At 69.9% G+C, this 17,341-nt stretch carries 18 protein-coding genes; 9 read left to right on the top strand and 9 right to left on the bottom strand.

The window, feature by feature from the left end:
• The first annotated feature begins 46 nt into the window (after window positions 1–46).
• Together ACWDYJ_RS00680 and ACWDYJ_RS00675 are read left to right on the top strand one after the other, a co-directional pair.
• Window positions 47–943 (top strand): LysR family transcriptional regulator, encoded by an 897-nt coding sequence (locus ACWDYJ_RS00680; RefSeq protein WP_451563240.1) that lies wholly within the window; start codon window positions 47–49, stop codon window positions 941–943.
• 60 nt (window positions 944–1,003) lie between these two features.
• Entirely contained in the window at window positions 1,004–1,483 is a 480-nt protein-coding gene (locus ACWDYJ_RS00675) for an NUDIX domain-containing protein (RefSeq protein WP_451563239.1), read from the top strand.
• Window positions 1,484–1,531: 48 nt separating this feature from the next.
• Here ACWDYJ_RS00675 and ACWDYJ_RS00670 read toward each other — a convergent pair whose 3' ends face one another.
• Together ACWDYJ_RS00670 and ACWDYJ_RS00665 are read right to left on the bottom strand one after the other, a co-directional pair.
• Window positions 1,532–2,632, bottom strand: coding sequence for a globin domain-containing protein (locus ACWDYJ_RS00670; RefSeq protein WP_451563238.1), 1,101 nt, complete (start codon window positions 2,630–2,632; stop codon window positions 1,532–1,534).
• Window positions 2,633–2,911: 279 nt separating this feature from the next.
• Window positions 2,912–3,562, bottom strand: coding sequence for an HAD family hydrolase (locus tag ACWDYJ_RS00665; RefSeq protein ID WP_451563237.1), 651 nt, complete (start codon window positions 3,560–3,562; stop codon window positions 2,912–2,914).
• Between the two features lie 209 nt (window positions 3,563–3,771).
• Between ACWDYJ_RS00665 and ACWDYJ_RS00660 the strand changes: the two genes are divergently transcribed.
• The 3 genes from ACWDYJ_RS00660 to ACWDYJ_RS00650 are packed head-to-tail and all read left to right on the top strand — an operon-like array spanning window position 3,772 to window position 6,354.
• The gene (locus ACWDYJ_RS00660; protein WP_451563354.1) at window positions 3,772–4,644 is read left to right on the top strand and encodes a GNAT family N-acetyltransferase; all 873 of its coding nucleotides are present in this window, start codon (window positions 3,772–3,774) and stop codon (window positions 4,642–4,644) included.
• A gap of 18 nt (window positions 4,645–4,662) precedes the next feature.
• Complete coding sequence (locus ACWDYJ_RS00655) at window positions 4,663–5,124, top strand: N-acetyltransferase family protein (RefSeq protein ID WP_451563236.1); 462 nt, start codon at window positions 4,663–4,665, stop codon at window positions 5,122–5,124.
• 54 nt (window positions 5,125–5,178) lie between these two features.
• Entirely contained in the window at window positions 5,179–6,354 is a 1,176-nt protein-coding gene (locus ACWDYJ_RS00650; protein ID WP_451563235.1) for a winged helix DNA-binding domain-containing protein, read from the top strand.
• Window positions 6,355–6,409: 55 nt separating this feature from the next.
• Here ACWDYJ_RS00650 and ACWDYJ_RS00645 read toward each other — a convergent pair whose 3' ends face one another.
• On the bottom strand, window positions 6,410–7,795 hold the full coding sequence (locus ACWDYJ_RS00645; protein WP_451563234.1) for a serine hydrolase domain-containing protein: 1,386 nt from the start codon (window positions 7,793–7,795) through the stop codon (window positions 6,410–6,412).
• 9 nt (window positions 7,796–7,804) lie between these two features.
• Window positions 7,805–9,268 (bottom strand): replicative DNA helicase, encoded by a 1,464-nt coding sequence (gene dnaB / locus ACWDYJ_RS00640; protein ID WP_451563353.1) that lies wholly within the window; start codon window positions 9,266–9,268, stop codon window positions 7,805–7,807.
• Window positions 9,269–9,720: 452 nt separating this feature from the next.
• On the opposite strand from dnaB, the gene ACWDYJ_RS00635 reads away from it, so the two are divergent.
• Window positions 9,721–11,058, top strand: a complete 1,338-nt coding sequence (locus ACWDYJ_RS00635) for an MATE family efflux transporter (RefSeq protein WP_451563233.1) — start codon at window positions 9,721–9,723, stop codon at window positions 11,056–11,058.
• A gap of 105 nt (window positions 11,059–11,163) precedes the next feature.
• Here the strand turns inward: ACWDYJ_RS00635 and rplI are convergent, their stop codons facing one another.
• The 4 genes from rplI to rpsF all read right to left on the bottom strand — a co-directional run bounded on the left by rplI (window position 11,164) and on the right by rpsF (window position 12,870).
• Entirely contained in the window at window positions 11,164–11,610 is a 447-nt protein-coding gene (gene rplI, locus ACWDYJ_RS00630) for a 50S ribosomal protein L9 (RefSeq protein ID WP_451563232.1), read from the bottom strand.
• Between the two features lie 18 nt (window positions 11,611–11,628).
• The gene (gene rpsR / locus ACWDYJ_RS00625) at window positions 11,629–11,865 is read right to left on the bottom strand and encodes a 30S ribosomal protein S18 (protein ID WP_003956534.1); all 237 of its coding nucleotides are present in this window, start codon (window positions 11,863–11,865) and stop codon (window positions 11,629–11,631) included.
• A gap of 43 nt (window positions 11,866–11,908) precedes the next feature.
• On the bottom strand, window positions 11,909–12,505 hold the full coding sequence (locus tag ACWDYJ_RS00620; protein WP_451563231.1) for a single-stranded DNA-binding protein: 597 nt from the start codon (window positions 12,503–12,505) through the stop codon (window positions 11,909–11,911).
• Between the two features lie 74 nt (window positions 12,506–12,579).
• Entirely contained in the window at window positions 12,580–12,870 is a 291-nt protein-coding gene (gene rpsF, locus ACWDYJ_RS00615; protein ID WP_004950685.1) for a 30S ribosomal protein S6, read from the bottom strand.
• A 251-nt stretch (window positions 12,871–13,121) separates the two neighbouring features.
• Between rpsF and ACWDYJ_RS00610 the strand changes: the two genes are divergently transcribed.
• The 3 genes from ACWDYJ_RS00610 (at window position 13,122) to ACWDYJ_RS00600 (ending at window position 15,784) form a co-directional block, all read left to right on the top strand.
• Window positions 13,122–13,436: a hypothetical protein gene (locus ACWDYJ_RS00610; RefSeq protein WP_451563230.1), complete on the top strand. Its 315-nt coding sequence runs from the start codon at window positions 13,122–13,124 to the stop codon at window positions 13,434–13,436.
• Between the two features lie 130 nt (window positions 13,437–13,566).
• Entirely contained in the window at window positions 13,567–14,685 is a 1,119-nt protein-coding gene (locus ACWDYJ_RS00605; RefSeq protein ID WP_451563229.1) for a lipid II:glycine glycyltransferase FemX, read from the top strand.
• A 67-nt stretch (window positions 14,686–14,752) separates the two neighbouring features.
• Window positions 14,753–15,784: an alanine racemase gene (locus tag ACWDYJ_RS00600; RefSeq protein ID WP_451563228.1), complete on the top strand. Its 1,032-nt coding sequence runs from the start codon at window positions 14,753–14,755 to the stop codon at window positions 15,782–15,784.
• Between the two features lie 3 nt (window positions 15,785–15,787).
• Here the strand turns inward: ACWDYJ_RS00600 and ACWDYJ_RS00595 are convergent, their stop codons facing one another.
• Entirely contained in the window at window positions 15,788–17,272 is a 1,485-nt protein-coding gene (locus ACWDYJ_RS00595) for a glycosyltransferase family 87 protein (protein ID WP_451563227.1), read from the bottom strand.
• Between the last annotated feature and the right edge of the window lie 69 nt (window positions 17,273–17,341).

Here is a 17,341-nt window from a genome sequence, read left to right as displayed (position 1 = left end):
CTATCGGCATATTTATAGTTGAAGGCCCCCACCGAGAGGGGCCGACATGGACCTGGCCCTGCTGCGCACCTTCGTCGCCGTGCACCGGGCCGGCTCCTTCACCAGGGCCGCCGTGCTCCTCGGGCTGTCACAGCCCGCCGTCACCTCGCAGATCCGCACCCTGGAGCGCCAGCTGGGCCGGCCGCTGTTCCACCGCCGCCCCCGCGGTGTCACGCCCACGGCCGTCGGCGACGAACTGGCACACAAGGCCGCCCCGCACCTCGACGCCCTGCTGCGGATCACCGAGGCCGAGCGCGAAGCCGCCGGCACGGCGCGCAGCCTGCACCTGGCCGGTCCCCCCGAGTTCCTCTGCCTGCGGGTGCTCCCTGCCCTGGCCCCCCTCGTGGGCCAGGGCCAGACCCTGCGCGCCGCCCTCGCATCCGACGCCGAAGAGACCCTCGACGGGCTGGCCGCCGGGCGCCACGACCTCGTCGTCACCACCGCACGACCGCGCGGTGGACTCTTCACCGCGACTGCCCTGTGCGACGAGGAGCAGGTCCTGGTCGCCGCGCCCTACTGGGCCGCGCTCCTCGATCCGGCCGAGCTGCGCGACACGGGTCCGGCCGCATTCGACGGGATCCCGGTGGTCGAGGTCCACGAGAGCCTTCCGCTCGTCACCCGCTACTGGACCGCCGTCTTCGACTCCGTACCCGACTCCGCCGCCACCGTCGTCGCGCCCGACCTGCGGGCCGTACTGGAATGCGTACGGGCCGGCGCCGGGCTCGCCGTCGTACCCCGCTACCTGTGCCAGGACGCCCTGGACCACGGTCAGGTCGTCGCCCTGCTGGAGCCCGACGTGCCGCCGCTGCGCACCTGGTTCCTGGCCGTGCGGGCCGGCAGCCTGGCCCTCGCGCACGTCGCCCGGGCCCACGACAGGCTGCTGCGCGCCGCCGCGCACTGGTGAACCACCCGTTTTCGGCCCGTGGTGCGTTTCAGAAGCGGAGTCCTGGGCCACTCTTCTCCCATGACCGAACGTCCCGTCGTCAAACGCACCGCCCGCGCGATCCTGCTCGACGGTGACGACCTGATCCTCATCAAACGCACCAAGCCCGGCGTGGACCCGTACTGGCTCACACCGGGCGGGGGAGTGGAACCGACGGACGCCACTGTCGTCGACGCCCTCCACCGCGAGGTGCACGAAGAACTCGGCGCCAAGATCACCGATGTGGTGCCCTGCTTCGTCGACACCGTCGAGCACATCGCCTCCGGGGGAGTGACCGGCGTAAAAGTGCAGCACTTCTTCGTCTGCCACCTGGAATCGATGGATCCCAGCCAACGGCACGGCCCCGAGATCGACGACCCGGAGGGCGAGTACGAGATCGTCCGCGTGCCCTTCAGCCGGGTCGGCATCGCCGCCGTCCACCTCGTTCCCCTGTCCCTGCGCCACTACCTCGACGGCAACATCGAGGGGGTGCGCGCCATGCACGCCCCCGACCTGGGCTGACTCCCCGAAGGAGCGGGCACGCCGGGGAGCCGGCGGGCCGAGCCGGTCTCAGCCGGCGACGCCCGCCAACTCCTCGAGCGCGTCGTAGCGGATCCGCTCCCCGGGGATGCCGATCCGCTTGAGCGCGTCCACGCCACTGCGGATCATCGCGGGCGGTCCCGAGATGAACGCGTCGTACGAGCTCCAGGGCCCGTGCTCCCCGACCGCCTGAGGCAACTGACCCGCCAGCCCCTCCCCGATCACCGGGCGCACCGACAGCCACGGATAGGAGCGCTGCAGACCGAGCAGGGTGTCCTTGTCGTAGAGGTCGTTGTCGCTGCGCGCGCCGAAGAACACCTCCATCGGGCGCCGCTCGCCGTGCTCGGCCACGTCCTCGATCAGCGCCTTGATGGGGGCGATTCCGGTACCGCCTCCCAGACACAGCATCCCGTTGTCCGTGCTGTGGTCCACCACCATCGACCCGGCCGGCGGCCCCAGCCTCAGTACGTCGCCCGGCTGGGCGTGCCGGACGAGGGCGTTGGAGACCCAGCCCGCCGGGACGGCCTTGACGTGGAACGCCAGCAGTCCGTCGGCGCGCGGCGCCGACGCGAAGGAGTAGTGCCGCCAGACCCGTGGCCACCACGGGGTCTCCAGGCTCGTGTACTGGCCGGCGAGGAAGGGGTACGGCTGGTCGGGCCGGACCGTCAGCACCGCGATGTCCGGGGTCCGCAGATCGTGCGACACCACCTCCGCGTGCCAGCAGGCCGGCGCCCGCACCTCGTCCTCGGCCGCCGCGTCGATCATGATCTGCGAGATGGCGGAGTACGCGCGCACCCACGCCGCCTCGGTCTGCGGCCCCCAGGTGCGCTCCGCGTACCGGGCCAGCGCGCCCATCAGGGCCTCTCCCACCACCGGATAGTGCGCCGCCATGGTGCCGTACTTGCGGTGCCCGGCGCCGAGTCGCCGCAGGAAGGGGGTGAGTACCTCGGGATCGTCGATGTGCTCGGCGGCGGTCAGCAGCGCCTTCAGCAACCGGTCGCGCTGGGCGTCCATGGCGGCGGGGAACATCCCCCGCACCTCCGGGTGCCCGGTGAAGACAAGCGCGTAGAAGTACGACGTCACCTTGTCGGCGACGGGTGCGATCTCCTCGAGGGTCCGGCGGATGAGCACGGCATCCGGAGAGGGCTCGGTCCCACCGTCCCCGGAAGGTATCCGGCCCGTCGGTCTTGCCGATCTGGTGGGCGGAGCGTCCATGCGGTGCCTCGCTTCGAGCATCTCGGTCGGCCTGCACACGCCACGGCCTCGAATCCGCGGTTCAGAGGTTTCCGCACGCGGGTTCCGGACGTCGTGGTTTCAGATTGCACAGCGTTTCAGATTGCACAGCGTGCCAGCCGCCCCGGGGCCCTGCGGGGGAATGGCCAAAACCCCCGTTTCGAACCCCCTTTCCCCTTAACATGCCTCAACCCCCGGGCGGGGAGCCCCGACGAGCTGGTATGCCTCACGCAGGTCGCGGCCCTCGTAGACGTGCGTCGCCCGTTCCGCCAGATACGGCCGCGCGTTCACCGCCACCGACTGCGGCACCGCCTCGAAGAGCACCGCATCGGTCATGGAGTCCCCGTACGCGACGCAGTCGCTCCGGCTCACTCCGAACCGCGCGCACAGCCGGTCCGCCACGCCGACCTTGCCCTCGGGCGTCAGGATCCCCGCCACATCGACGGGCCGGGTGAAGGGCACGGCGGGGAAGACGGAGCCGTGTGCGGCGTGTGCTCCCCACTCGAGCAGCAACTCGACGAAGAAGGAGGGAGACAGTGAGATCACCGCACAGTAGTCACCGCGCTCCCTGATCTCCTGCCACACGTCGCGGATGCCGGCCAGCCAGGGCGAGCCGTCGAACGCCGCCCGGACATGGGCCGGCGTCAGCTCTGCCCACAGCGCGTGCGCCGCCACCGAGAACTGGTGCGGTCCGATCTCCCGCGCGCTGAAGGCCCGTTCCAGCTCTGCGATCTCGGCGCCCACGCCAAGCTGCCGGGAGATCTCGACCGGCGCGGCCGAGCCGTACATCAGTGTCCCGTCGAGATCGAAGAGGTGGAGCAGCGTCATAGCTGACGAGGCTAGCCGCTCCGTTTCACGTGAAACAGCGTGTTTCACGTGAAACATCCAGGACGTTTCACGTGGAACGCGCCGATGTTTCACGTGAAACATCCAACTCGTCAGAAACCCAAATGCTCTGGACGGCCGCCCAAGCAGTGATCCACTCTGGGCCGGTGACACCATCACCGCTCACCGATCTGCCCATCCGCGCACTGACCATGGAAGACCTCCGCCACTGCGCCGACCTGTCCGAGGACCGCGGCTGGCCGCGAGAGGACCACAAGTGGGGGCTTCTTCTCGCCGCCGGAGACGGCTATGGAATCGACGCCCCCGATGGCAACGGGCTCGCGGCGGCCTGTGTCGTCACCCGGTACGGCCAGAGCCCCGCCAAACCCGACCTCGCCGCCATCGGAATGGTCCTCGTCGCCGACCGGTACGCCCGCAAGGGCCTGGGGCGCCGTCTGATGACGTACGTGTGCGACGAGGTCCTCACCGGCATCCCGCTCACGTTGCACTCCACCCCGTACGGCCGCCCCCTCTATGAGGAACTCGGTTTCAACGCCTCGGGCCGCGCGGAGATGCTCCGGGGCACCTTCCGGCCCGAGCACGCCGACTCCGAGCCCGCCTCCTCCAGGCCCGCCGGTCCGGGCTCCGCCGACGTCCGGATCCGCGCGGCCACCGCCGGTGATCTGCTCGACATCGTCCGCCTGGACACGGAGGTCTTCGGCACCGACCGGACCCACCTGATCACGCGCCTGCCCTCGTTCGCGGACCGGTTGCTCGTCGCTGAGGACGCCTCCGGCGAGCTCATCGGGTACGCCGCGCTCTGGCCCAACATGGACACGCACGTCATCGGCCCGTTGATCGCCCGGGACACCGCCGACGCACAGGCACTCGTCACCGCCCTGGCCGCCACCACCTCACGGTCACTGCGTACCGACGTCGACGTCCGGCACGAGGGACTTCTCTCGTGGCTCAAGGCCCGCGGCCTCGAATCGGTGGCCTTCAACGCCGTCATGACACGGGACGTCCCCGGCCTTCCAGGCGACTGGACCCGCCGCTGGGCCCCGCTGACCGTCGCCGCGGGCTGAGACAAGGAGAAACACACCATGCCCGAAAGCCCCGAGCCGGCCATTCGCCCCGCCACCGAGGCCGACCTGCCCACGATCGTCGCCATGCTCGCCGACGACCCGCTCGGCGCCACCCGGGAATCCCCGGACGACCTCTCCCCGTACGTCGCGGCCCTCAAGCGCCTGAACGACGACCCCCACCAGCATGTCGTCGTAGCCGTCCGCGGCGAACGCGTCGTGGGGACGCTCCAGCTCACGATCGTCCCCGGCCTGTCCCGCAAGGGCGCCGCACGGGCCATCATCGAAGGCGTCCGCGTCCACGCCGACGAACGCGGCAGTGGCCTGGGCACCCGATTCATCGAGTGGGCGATCGAGCAGTCCCGGCTGGAGAACTGCGCTCTGGTCCAGCTGACCTCGGACGTGACGCGCACCGATGCCCACCGGTTCTACGAGCGGCTGGGCTTCACCGCCTCTCACGTCGGGTTCAAGCTGCAACTCTGAGTGGCTCCGTCGAAGGCCGGGTCGTTGTCAGCGGCCCGGCCTACGATCGGGAAGATGAGCCTCAGCCTTCCCGTCGTCACCACGGCCGAGCGTCGCCACCGGCTCGGCCGACGGCACCGCCTCGCTCCCTCGGCCCGCGCCGTCACCGCCGCCCAGGCCGCCGACGCCGTCGTCGCGCTGCACGCCACCGACGCCGCGACGATCTACCTCTCCGCGCGGGCCCGTCTGACGGAAAGCGGCCCCGCCGCGATCGAGGAGGCTCTCTACGGGGACGTCAGCCTCGTCCGCATGCTCAGCATGCGCAACACGCTCTTCGCCGTTTCCACGGAACTCGCCCCCTTCGTCGACGCGTCCACCGCCCGCGGAATCGCGGCCAAAGAGCGCCGCGGTCTCCTCAAACACCTCGACGAGGACGGCCAGGGCCTCGATGCCGACTGGCTGGCCACGGCCGAAGCGGCCGCGCTCGATGCCCTCGACGCCAACGGCCCCTCGACCGGCAGCCAGCTCTCCGCCGCCGTGCCCGCCCTACGGCAGAAGATCACCATCGGGCGGGGCAAGAAGTACGAGACGCAGACCGGCGTCACCACCCGCGTGATCCGCCTGCTGGCCGCCGAGGGCCTGATCCGCCGTGACCGGCCGCGCGGGTCGTGGACCTCCAGCCAGTACCGATGGGTACACACCGCGCCCTGGCCCTCCGTACCCGCCGCCGAGGCCCGCGCCGAACTCGCCCGCCGCTGGCTCCACGCCTACGGACCGGCCACCGAGGCCGACCTCAAGTGGTGGACCGGCTGGACCCTCACCGACGTACGCAAGGCTCTGGCCGCAATCGGCCCCGACCAGGTCCGCCTCGAAAACGGCGGCACGGCGCTCGTCTGCCCCGGCGACACCGCGCCCGAGCCCGCCCCCGAGCCCTGGGCCGCTCTTCTGCCAGGCCTCGACCCCAGCGGCATGGGCTGGGCCGACCGGAGTTTCCACCTCGACCCCGCTCACCGGGCCGCCCTCTTCGACTACGCGGGCAACATCGGCCCGACCGTGTGGTGGAACGGCGAGATCGTCGGTGGGTGGGCCCAGCGCGCAGACGGTGAGATCGTTTGGCGGTTGCTGGGCGACCCCGGCGGCGCCGCCGGGAAGGCAATCAGCGCGGAGGCCGCCCGGCTCGCCGACTGGGTGGGCGACGCCCGGATCACTCCCCGGTTCCGTACCCCGCTGGAGCGCGAACTCGTCGCCTGATCGCCCGGTCCCGATTCCGGTCCCGGTCCGAGCCGTCGGGAGTCATCGGGAGCCGTCAGCCGATGCCCCGCCAGCCCTTCGGGTCCACCCCGCCGGGCACCGGGGCCTGGGCGTCGTAGGGCTCACGCGTGAACACGAACGACGCCAGGTCGAGGTGGCTCACCGAGCCGTCGGCACGCCGCACCGCCCGCAACGTCTCACCGGCGTAATACCCCGACAGGCCCGTCCACGTACCGTCCAGCTCGGCACGGAACCGGGCCGCGCGTCCGGTGGCGCCCAGCGGCCCCAGTTCCAGCGATCCGTCCGCCTTCAGCCGCAGCGCGTGCGCCGAGGTGCCCCAGTACCAGGGACCGCACAGCTCCAGCGGCACCTGATCGTCCTGCGCGAACGGCATCCACGGGTCGGGGAACCGTGGCTCCGCCTCCGCGACGATCGCGACGAGGTCCGCCGCCACTGTGGAAACCGGCAGCCCCGAGGTGCAGTTGGCCAGCACGATCGCCGCCACGTCGTCCGTCCCGCTCATCCACAGCCCCGCGACGAACCCCGGCAGGGAACCGCAGTGTCCTACGAGCCGCCGCCCGCCTTGGGCCGTCAGCTGCATCCCTAGGCCGTAGCCCAGCTCGGCGAAATCCGGCTCGGGGGGCGCCGCCGACGTACACATCTCCCGTACGCTCTCCGCGCTCAGCACCCGCTCGTCCCCCCGCAGCAGGAACGCGGCGAACCGCGCCAAGTCCCCCGTCGTGGACCACAGCACGCCGGCCGGTGCCATCAGTCCCAGATCCTCCAGCGGCTCGGGCATCATCACGTCAGCCCACGGATGCACGGCCCAGCCGCCCGCATGCGGAGCCTGCGGCAGCCCGCTCGTACGGTTCAGCCCCAGCGGTTCCAGCACCTCGGCCCGCAGCACCTCTTCCCACGGCTTTCCGCGCAGCGCCTCGACGAGCGAACCCAGCAACGTGTAACCCGGGTTGGAGTAGTGGTGCCTGCGCCCCGGAGCGTGCCGGAACGGCTCCTCACCCAGCACATCGGCGAGCTCCGGCCGAAGTTCACCGGAGGTGCGCTCCCACCACTCGCCGGGCGTTTCCGCCGCCAGTCCTCCGGTGTGGGCCAGCAACTGGCCGATCGTCACCTCACCCGCACCGGTGCCCGGCAGGTGCTTGTCCAGCGGATCGGAGAGGTCCAGCAGTCCCTCGTCCCGCAGCCGCAACACGAGAACGGCCGTGAACGTCTTGGTGATCGACCCGATCCGGTACTGCACGTTCCCGTCCGGCCCGTGCCCGGCGACGGAGGTGCGGGAACCCTCCCAGACCACCTCCCCGCCCCGGACGACCGCCGCCACCACGGACGGCGCCCGCCCCTCGCTCTGCGCCACGGCGATCCGGTGGCTCAGCGCACGTCTGGTGGCAGGAAGCAGCTCAAGTTCTTCGGGGAGCGAATTCATGAGCGGATGCTACGTGTTGGCCATGTCCACGAACCGCGAATAGTGGCCCTGGAAGGCCACGGTGATGGTGGCGGTGGGACCGTTTCGGTGCTTGGCCACGATCAGGTCCGCCTCGCCCGCGCGGGGGGACTCCTTCTCGTAGGCGTCCTCGCGGTGCAGCAGGATCACCATGTCGGCGTCCTGCTCGATGGACCCCGACTCACGCAGGTCGGAGACCATCGGCTTCTTGTCGGTGCGCTGCTCGGGACCACGGTTCAGCTGGGACAGGGCGATCACCGGAACCTCGAGCTCCTTGGCCAGCAGCTTGAGGTTTCGGGACATGTCCGAGACCTCCTGCTGGCGGCTCTCGGGCCGGCGTGAGCCGCCCGACTGCATCAGCTGGAGGTAGTCGATGACGACGAGCGAGAGGTCGTTGCGCTGTTTGAGCCTGCGGCACTTGGCCCGGATCTCCATCATCGACAGGTTCGGCGAGTCGTCGATGTACAGCGGGGCGGCCGAGACGTCCGGCATCCGGCGGGCCAGCCGGGTCCAGTCGTCGTCGGTCATCGTGCCGGAGCGCATGTGGTGGAGCGCCACCCTGGCCTCGGCCGAGAGCAGACGCATCGCGATCTCGTTGCGGCCCATTTCGAGGGAGAAGATGACGCTCGGCAGGTTGCTCTTGATGGAGCAGGCCCGAGCGAAGTCCAGCGCGAGCGTGGACTTTCCCATGGCGGGTCGGGCGGCGATGACGATCATCTGGCCCGGGTGCAGGCCGTTGGTCAAGGAGTCGAGGTCGGTGAATCCGGTCGGGACACCCGACATCTGGCCGCTGCGCGACCCGATCGCCTCGATCTCGTCGAGGGCGCCCTCCATGATGTCGCCCAGCGGCAGGTAGTCCTCGGAGGTCCGCTGCTCGGTGACGGCGTAGATCTCGGCCTGGGCGCTGTTGACGATCTCGTCGACGTCGCCGTCCGCCGCGTAACCCATCTGCGTGATCTTCGTACCGGCGGCGACCAGGCGCCGCAGAACGGCCCTCTCGTGGACGATCTCCGCGTAGTACTCGGCATTGGCCGCGGTCGGCACGGACTGCACCAGGGTGTGCAGGTACGAGGCACCGCCGACCTTGGTGATCTCGCCACGCCGGGTCAGCTCCGCGCCGACCGTGATCGGGTCGGCCGGCTCTCCCTTGGCGTAGAGGTCGAGGATGGCCTGGAAGATCGTCTCGTGCGAGGGCCGGTAGAAGTCGTGGCCCTTGAGGACCTCGACCACGTCCGCGATCGCGTCCTTGGACAGCAGCATGCCGCCGAGCACCGACTGCTCGGCGTCGAGGTCCTGCGGCGGGACGCGCTCGAAGCCGCCGGCTCCGCCATCCCAGGAGCCGCTCTCCCGGCCTCGGTCGTGCTGGTCGTCCCCACGACCGCGGCCTTCGCCGTTGCGGCGTGGACGGGCGGGCAGACGGTCACCAGGACCGCTGTCGGCCCAAGGGTCGTCCATGGGCTCGGGCATGTTCACCGGGCCGCCTCCTCCCGTCCGCAAAGCGGACCTTGCCGTGCCACTCTTTCTACGACACGGCTCTGACATGTGGGGCACCCGGATCGGCTTCTGGGCGCGTCGGGCAACGCACCACGGTAGAGCCGCGAGCGACGTCAGCCAATCTTGTTATCCACAGGCTGTGTGGATGAGATGTGGATGACGGCACCAATGCTGTGGGTAACTCCCCCGAAGCTGTGCACGGACCGGGGGACGGCGTTGTGGACAAAATCACCCAGCCCGCATGTCCACGGCGTTGACCTGCGGTTTTCGCCTCCGACAGCGGGGGTGGAGAAAATTCTTGGCCACTGTCTCAAGATCGCCCCCAACGGGGTGCGGAGAACGCCCAAGTCAGCGCCTTGGTAAGGACTCAAAGGCGCTTGCATCTCTTACCTGTGGAAGATTAGATTGAGCGCATGACACAGGCCCCCACGCCATCGAAGACCGGTCCGAGACGACACGACCGCGAGATCCTCGCTCTCGCGGTCCCCGCCTTCGGCGCCCTCGTCGCCGAACCCCTCTTCGTGCTGGTCGACAGCGCCATCGTGGGACACCTGGGCACGCCCCAGCTCGCCGGCCTCGGCATCGCCGCCGCTCTGCTCATGACCGCCGTGAGCGTCTTCGTCTTCCTCGCCTACGCAACCACCGCCGCCGTTGCCCGACGGGTGGGAGCGGGCGACGTCCCGGCCGCCATCCGGCAGGGCATGGACGGCATCTGGCTCGCCCTCCTGCTCGGGACGGCCGTCGCCGTCGCCGTGCTGCCCACCGCGCCGTGGCTGATCTCCCTCTTCGGGACCTCGGACACCGCCGCCCCGTTCGCGATCACCTACCTGCGGATCTCCGCCCTCGGCATCCCGGCCATGCTCATGGTGCTGGCGGCCACCGGCGTCCTGCGCGGGCTCCAGGACACCCGGACACCGCTCTACGTGGCCATCGGCGGCTTCACCCTCAACGGCGTCCTGAACGTGGCCCTCGTCTACGGTGCGGGCCTGGGCGTAGCCGGCTCCGCCTGGGGCACGGTCATCGCCCAGTGCGCCATGGCGGCCGCGTACCTCTTCGTGGTCGTCCGAGGGGCCCGGAAGCACGGCGGGTCCCTGCGGCCGGACGCGGTCGGCATCCGAGCCTGTGCACAGGCGGGTGTGCCGCTCCTGATCCGCACCCTGTCCCTGCGGGCCATCCTGATGATCGCGACCGCCGTGGCGGCCCGGCTGGGTGACGCCGACATCGCCGCTCACCAGATCCTGGTGTCCCTCTGGTCGCTGCTCGCCTTCGCCCTGGACGCGATCGCGATCGCGGGGCAGGCGATCATCGGCCGCTACCTGGGCGCCGGCGACACCGAGGGCGCCAAGGAGGTCTGTCGCCGCATGGTGCAGTGGGGGATCGCCGTCGGCGCGGTGCTCGGCCTGCTGGTCGCCCTGTCCCGCCCGGTGTTCATCCCGCTCTTCACCAGCGATCCCGCCGTCGAGAACGCCCTGCTGCCCGCCCTGCTGGTCGTGGCCCTCGCCCAGCCGGTCTGCGGCATCGTCTTCGTCCTGGACGGAGTGCTGATGGGTGCGGGTGACGGCCGCTACCTCGCCTGGGCCATGCTCCTGACCCTCGCCGTGTTCGCTCCGGCCGCACTGCTCGTCCCCGCCTTCGGCGGCGGACTCACGGCTCTGTGGTGGGCCATGACGCTGATGATGCTGGTTCGTATGGTCACGCTCCAGCTGCGCGCCCGCTCGGGCCGGTGGCTGGTCGCGGGAGCCACCCGCTGACCGGTGGGCGTCCGGGTCGATGTTGCACGTGAAACATCGCTGTGAGACAACGAAGAACGACGAAGGGCCGCACCCCACTGGGGTGCGGCCCTTCATGCGCCGCCCTTAGGCGGCGACGACCTCGATGCCCACGTTCGCGGCAACCTCGCCGTGCAGACGCACGGAGACCTGGTACGAACCGAGGGTCTTGATCGGGGAGCCGAGCTCCACGCGACGCTTGTCGACCTTCGGACCACCGGACGCCTCGATCGCCGTGGCGATGTCGGACGGGGTGACGGAACCGAAGAGACGACCGGCGTCACCCGCGCGGGTGGCCAGACGGACCTTCACACCCTCGAGCTTGGCCTTGATCTCGTTGGCCTGCTCGATGGTCGCGATCTCGTGGATCTTGCGGGCGCGGCGGATCTGCGCCACGTCCTTCTCGCCACCCTTGGTCCAGCGGATCGCGAAACCACGCGGGACCAGGTAGTTGCGAGCGTAACCGTCCTTGACGTCGACGACATCGCCGGCGGCACCGAGGCCAGAAACCTCGTGGGTCAGGATGATCTTCATTAGTCGGTCACCCTTTCCTTATCGTGCGGTGGACGTGTAGGGCAGCAGCGCCATCTCACGGCTGTTCTTGACGGCCGTGGCGACGTCACGCTGGTGCTGCGTGCAGTTGCCGGTGACGCGGCGGGCACGGATCTTGCCGCGGTCGGAAATGAACTTCCGCAGCATGTTCGTGTCCTTGTAGTCCACGTACACGGTCTTGTCCTTGCAGAAAGCGCAGACCTTCTTCTTAGGCTTGCGCACAGGCGGCTTCGCCATTGTGTCTCTCCTGTGTGATCAAGAAGTGGGGATGCGAGCTGCCCTAGAAGGGCGGCTCTTCCGAGTAGCCACCGCCGGAGCCGCCGGAGCTTCCGCCCCAACCGCCCCCGCCGCCGCCCTGCGGCTGGCCACCGGCCGGCGCGCTGGACGCCCACGGGTCGTCGGAGGGACCTCCGCCGCCCTGAGGAGCGCCGCCGCCACCGGGGGCTCCGCCCCAGTTGCCGCCGCCACCCTGCTGCTGACCGCCGCCGCCGTATCCGCCCTGGCCGCCGCGACCGGTGGTCTTGGAGACCTTGGCCGTGGCGTTCTTCAGGCTGGGGCCGACTTCGTCGACGTCCAGCTCGTAGACCGTGCGCTTGACGCCCTCACGGTCCTCGTAGGACCGCTGCTTCAGCCGGCCCTGCACGACGACGCGCATGCCCTTCTGAAGGGACTCGGCGACGTTCTCCGCGGCCTGCCGCCAGACCGAGCAGGTCAGGAACAGGCTCTCGCCGTCCTTCCACTCATTGGTCTGCTTGTCGAAAGTGCGGGGAGTGGACGCGATACGGAACTTCGCGACCGCCGCACCCGATGCGGTGAAGCGCAGCTCGGGGTCGTCGACGAGATTGCCGACGACCGTGATGACGGTCTCGCCTGCCATGGATGAACCTCTCGGCGGGGATTGCTGCTGGGCTGCTGTGTGCTACTCGGTCCCGATTACCGCTGAACCGAAGTTCAGTGGGTCTCGGGGCGAAGGACCTTGGTCCGGAGAACCGACTCGTTCAGGTTCATCTGGCGGTCGAGCTCCTTGACGACCGCAGGCTCGGCCTGCAGGTCGATGACCGAGTAGATGCCCTCGGGCTTCTTCTTGATCTCGTAAGCGAGACGACGACGGCCCCAGGTGTCGACCTTCTCAACCTTTCCGTTGCCCTCACGGACGACGGAGAGGAAGTTCTCGATCAGCGGGGAGACAGCGCGCTCCTCGAGATCGGGGTCGAGGATGACCATCACTTCGTAGTGACGCATGTGGAACCCACCTCCTTTGGACTCAGCGGCCACGGTCGTTCCGTGGCAGGAGGGTCGTGATGCGTAAGCACGGCGTCCGAGAACAGACACCGCGCAGACCGTACAGACTACCTGCTCGACTCCTTCCGGTTGAAATCCGCCGGGAGAGGGCCACAATCTGTATCCATCGGGTGTGCTCGGCGCTACGCCCCCGGCCTCTTCCGGCGGCGGCCCCGCAGCACCGCTCTGCTTCAGCCAGGAGGTGCCTTCCGATGGCACAGGCCATGCGACCCCAGTCCCAGATCTCGCTCTTCGCGACCGACGGCAAGCCCCACCCGCTCCAGAACACCCTGATGGCGGTCACGCTGATCCTCGGCGCCGTGGCGTTCGTCACTGCGTTCTTCCACAACCTGCACCTGCTCAGCTCGTGGGCCGGTCTGATCGGGATCCTGACGGGGGCGTACGGACAGTTCATCTCCGTCACGACACGCGAGCGCTTCGCACTGATCATCGGCCTTGGCGCGGCAGCCATCGGCTTCTTCCTCGGCATGGCTCACGGCGGCCTCTTCGGCGGTTGGCTGGGCTGACCGGGGGACCTCCGCGACGGGGGCACCGCCCTCCACCAGGACGGGCGGCCCCGTCCCCCAGATGGGTGGCGCCCCCGTCGCAGTAGGCTTCGCGCCATAGCCAGCGAAGCCGCCGGAGGAGACGCCCCGCATGAGCCTGTCCCTGAGGACCATCAGCCGAGAGCAGCATCTGGGTTACCTCCAGAGCCTGCCCTCGGCGAGCCACTGCCAGGTCCCGGCGTGGGCCGACGTGAAGAACGAGTGGCGTTCGGAGAACCTGGGTTGGTTCGACGACTCCGGCGAACTCGTCGGCGCCGCTCTCGTGTTGTACCGCCAGCTGCCCAAGGTGAAGCGGTACCTCGCCTACCTCCCCGAGGGCCCGGTCATCAACTGGTACGCCCCGAACCTGGAGGAGTGGCTCCAGCCGATGCTGGCCCACCTCAAGCACCAGGGCGCCTTCACCGTGAAGATGGGCCCGCCCGTCGTCATCCGGCGCTGGAACTCGACCGCCATCAAGGCCGGCATCCAGGACCCGGACGTCAAGCGTCTGCGTGACGTGGAGGCCTCGGTCATCGAGCCGCGCGCCTTCGAGGTGTCCGACAAACTGCGCCGCATGGGCTGGCAGCAGGCCGAGGACGGCGGTGCCGGATTCGGCGACGTCCAGCCGCGCTACGTCTTCCAGGTACCGCTGGGCAACCGCTCGTTGGACGATGTCCTCAAGGGCTTCAACCAGCTGTGGCGCCGCAACATCAAGAAGGCCGAGAAGGCCGGCGTCGAGGTCGTCCAGGGTGGTTACGACGACCTGCCCACCTGGCAGCACCTGTACGAGATCACGGCCGAGCGCGACAAGTTCCGCCCGCGCCCGCTCAGCTACTTCCAGCGCCAGTGGACGGCCCTCAACTCCGAGGACCCCAACCGCATGCGGCTGTACATCGCCACCCACGAAGGGGAGCCGCTGGCCGCCGCCACGATGCTCACCGTCGGCCAGCACGTCTGGTACTCGTACGGCGCCTCCGCCAACCACAAGCGCGAGGTCCGTCCCTCGAACGCGATGCAGTGGCGCATGCTGCGCGACTCGTACGCGCTCGGCGCGAGCGTCTACGACCTGCGCGGCATCAGCGACACGCTGGACGAGAACGACCACCTGTTCGGCCTGATCCAGTTCAAGGTCGGCACGGGCGGCGAGGCCGTCGAGTACGTCGGCGAGTGGGACTTCCCGCTGAACAAGCTGCTGCACAAGGCGCTCGACATGTATATGTCCCGCCGCTGACCCCCGCCCCATCCACACACACCGCACCGCTGCACCAGGCAGCGTTCAAGAGAGGCTCCGGACGGGCATGGCGCTCACGCTCTACGTCGACACCGCGCGCTGGCGTGCGCACCAGAAGCAGATCACGGACCAGTTCCCCGGACTGATCCCGGTCTGCAAGGGCAACGGCTACGGCTTCGGCCACGAGCGGCTGTGCGAGGAGGCGACCCGGATGGGCGCCGACATCCTGGCCGTGGGTACGACGTACGAGGCCGCCCGCATCAAGGACTGGTTCGGCGGCGACCTGCTCGTCCTCACCCCGTTCCGGCGGGGCGAGGACCCGGTGCCGCTGCCGGACCGGGTGATCCGCTCGGTGTCCTCGGTGGACGGTGTCCGCGGTCTGGTCGGTGCCCGCGTCGTCATCGAGTGCATGAGCTCGATGCGCCGCCACGGCGTCTCCGAGCAGGACCTGGGCCAGCTCCAGGCGGCGATCGAGGACGTCCGGCTGGAGGGCTTCGCCCTGCACCTGCCGCTGGACCGCCCGGACGGCTCGGACGCCGTCGAGGAGGTCATCGGCTGGATGGACCGGCTGCGCGCGGCCCGGCTGCCGCTGCACACGATGTTCGTCAGCCACCTGCGGTCCGCGGAGCTCGTACGGCTCCAGCAGCAGTTCCCGCAGACCCGCTTCCGCGCCCGTATCGGCACCCGGCTCTGGCTGGGTGACCACGACGCGACGCAGTACCGCGGCGCGGTCCTGGACGTCACGCGCGTGGCGAAGGGCGACCGGTTCGGCTACCGGCAGCAGAAGGCCGCCTCGGACGGCTGGCTGGTCGTGGTGGCGGGCGGCACCTCGCACGGGGTGGGCCTGGAGGCCCCCAAGGCCCTGCACGGGGTCATGCCGCGCGCCAAGGGCGTGGCCCGGGCGGGTCTGGCCACCGTCAACCGCAACCTCTCGCCCTTCGTCTGGGCGGGCAAGCAGCGCTGGTTCGCCGAGCCTCCGCACATGCAGGTATCGATCCTGTTCGTGCCCTCGGACGCGACCGAGCCCAAGGTCGGCGACGAGCTGGTGGCGCACCTGCGCCACACCACCACGCAGTTCGACCGGGTGCTCGACGCCTGAGGGTCAGTGCCGGGGGCCCGCGCCCCAGTCGACCCGCTGTCCCTCCGAAGGCGCCGCGTACTGCGGCGCCTTCGGCGTGTGCGTCAGCACGAAGGCGTCCTCGGCCCCGTCCAGGACCCCGCCGGAAGGGTCGTCCGAGCCGTCGCGCCGTACCACGTCCCGCTCGGGCAGCAGGATGTCCCGTACGACGACGGCGCACAGGTAGAGCGTCGCCAGCAGGTGGGCGGTGATCGCCAGCTGGTAGCCCTCGACGGGCAGCCCCTGGTGCTTGTCCCCGCTGGTCGTGTACGCGAGGTAGAACCAGATCCCGAGGAAGTACAGGACCTCGCCGGCCTGCCAGATCAGGAAGTCGCGCCAACGGGGCCGGGCCAGCGCGGCGAGCGGGATGAGCCACAGCACGTACTGCGGCGAGTAGACCTTGTTGGCCAGGATGAAGGCGGCGACGACCAGGAAGGCCAGCTGCGCGAAACGGGGCCGGCGGGGGGCCGTCAGGGTGAGCAGTCCGATGGCCAGACAGAGCAGCAGCGTCAGGCCCGTCGCGTACGCGTTGGCCCCCTCCAGGGGGTTGCCGGTGCGTTGGGAGATAAGCAGCCACACCGAGCCGAAGTCGATGGGCCGGTCCTGGCTGAAGACGTAGAACCGCTTCCAGCCGTCCCAGGCGTAGTACATGACGGGGCCGTTCACCACGAACCAGGTGACGGCGGCGCCGGCGGCCGCGGCGCCGAACGCGCGCCACTTCCCCGCCCGCCAGCAGAGCACGAACAGGACCCCGAGCAGCAGGGCGGGGTAGAGCTTGGCCGCGGTGGCCAGACCGATGAAGACACCGGCGAGCAGTGGCCGGCTGCGTGACCACATCAGCATCGCGACGGCGGCCAGCGCGACGGCGGGCAGGTCCCAGTTGATCGTCGCGTTGAGCGCGAAGGCCGGAGCCAGGGCGAAGAGCAGGGCGTCCCACGGCCTGTGGCGATGGGTGCGGGTGACGCAGAGGGCGATGATCACGGCGCAGACCATCAGCATGCCCGCGTTGACCATCCAGTACATCTGTTCCCGGTGCTGGATGGAGCCGTCCGAGGGCGTCAGCCAGGAGGCCACCTGCATGAAGGCCCCGGTGAGCACCGGGTACTCGAGGTACTCCATGTCGCCGTACTTCGGGTCCTGAGCCGAGTCGGGGAACCTGTCGATGTACGGGACCAGGCCCTCCGCGAAGCCGCGCGCGGAGTACAGGTGCGGGATGTCGGAGTAGCAGGCGTGGGTGTACTGCGAGCCGGCGCCGCGGAACCAGGCCCAGTCGTAGCAGGGCAGCTTCTGCACCATGCCGAGGGCGAACATGCCGAGGACGATGAGGACCACGACGCGGGCCGGACCCAGCCAGTGGCCGCCCGTCCGCGCGTGGCGGCCGAGCGGGCCGCCGATGAGCTCGCTGCCGGCCGCGGCGACCTCGTCCTGCTGGGTGGGCAGTACGGGCCGGTCCTGGTGCACCTTGGTCATGCGCTCATCCTGCCGTACGGCGCCGGACACGGGGGAGGGCCGCCGCACGGGGTGCGACGGCCCTCGCCG

Source organism: Streptomyces sp. NPDC003042 (genome assembly GCF_053591315.1).
This window is presented reverse-complemented; position numbering and strand designations above follow the sequence as displayed.

Bases quoted from the DNA above. Each gene is read 5' to 3' on its own strand.
- ACWDYJ_RS00680 (WP_451563240.1), top strand. From the start codon at position 47: ATGGACCTGGCCCTGCTGCGCACCTTCGTCGCCGTGCACCGGGCCGGC.
- ACWDYJ_RS00675 (WP_451563239.1), top strand. From the start codon at position 1,004: ATGACCGAACGTCCCGTCGTCAAACGCACCGCCCGCGCGATCCTGCTC.
- ACWDYJ_RS00665 (WP_451563237.1), bottom strand. From the start codon at position 3,562: ATGACGCTGCTCCACCTCTTCGATCTCGACGGGACACTGATGTACGGC.
- ACWDYJ_RS00660 (WP_451563354.1), top strand. From the start codon at position 3,772: ATGGAAGACCTCCGCCACTGCGCCGACCTGTCCGAGGACCGCGGCTGG.
- ACWDYJ_RS00655 (WP_451563236.1), top strand. From the start codon at position 4,663: ATGCCCGAAAGCCCCGAGCCGGCCATTCGCCCCGCCACCGAGGCCGAC.
- ACWDYJ_RS00650 (WP_451563235.1), top strand. From the start codon at position 5,179: ATGAGCCTCAGCCTTCCCGTCGTCACCACGGCCGAGCGTCGCCACCGG.
- ACWDYJ_RS00645 (WP_451563234.1), bottom strand. From the start codon at position 7,795: ATGAATTCGCTCCCCGAAGAACTTGAGCTGCTTCCTGCCACCAGACGT.
- dnaB (WP_451563353.1), bottom strand. From the start codon at position 9,268: ATGGACGACCCTTGGGCCGACAGCGGTCCTGGTGACCGTCTGCCCGCC.
- ACWDYJ_RS00635 (WP_451563233.1), top strand. From the start codon at position 9,721: ATGACACAGGCCCCCACGCCATCGAAGACCGGTCCGAGACGACACGAC.
- rplI (WP_451563232.1), bottom strand. From the start codon at position 11,610: ATGAAGATCATCCTGACCCACGAGGTTTCTGGCCTCGGTGCCGCCGGC.
- rpsR (WP_003956534.1), bottom strand. From the start codon at position 11,865: ATGGCGAAGCCGCCTGTGCGCAAGCCTAAGAAGAAGGTCTGCGCTTTC.
- ACWDYJ_RS00620 (WP_451563231.1), bottom strand. From the start codon at position 12,505: ATGGCAGGCGAGACCGTCATCACGGTCGTCGGCAATCTCGTCGACGAC.
- rpsF (WP_004950685.1), bottom strand. From the start codon at position 12,870: ATGCGTCACTACGAAGTGATGGTCATCCTCGACCCCGATCTCGAGGAG.
- ACWDYJ_RS00610 (WP_451563230.1), top strand. From the start codon at position 13,122: ATGGCACAGGCCATGCGACCCCAGTCCCAGATCTCGCTCTTCGCGACC.
- ACWDYJ_RS00605 (WP_451563229.1), top strand. From the start codon at position 13,567: ATGAGCCTGTCCCTGAGGACCATCAGCCGAGAGCAGCATCTGGGTTAC.
- ACWDYJ_RS00600 (WP_451563228.1), top strand. From the start codon at position 14,753: ATGGCGCTCACGCTCTACGTCGACACCGCGCGCTGGCGTGCGCACCAG.
- ACWDYJ_RS00595 (WP_451563227.1), bottom strand. From the start codon at position 17,272: ATGACCAAGGTGCACCAGGACCGGCCCGTACTGCCCACCCAGCAGGAC.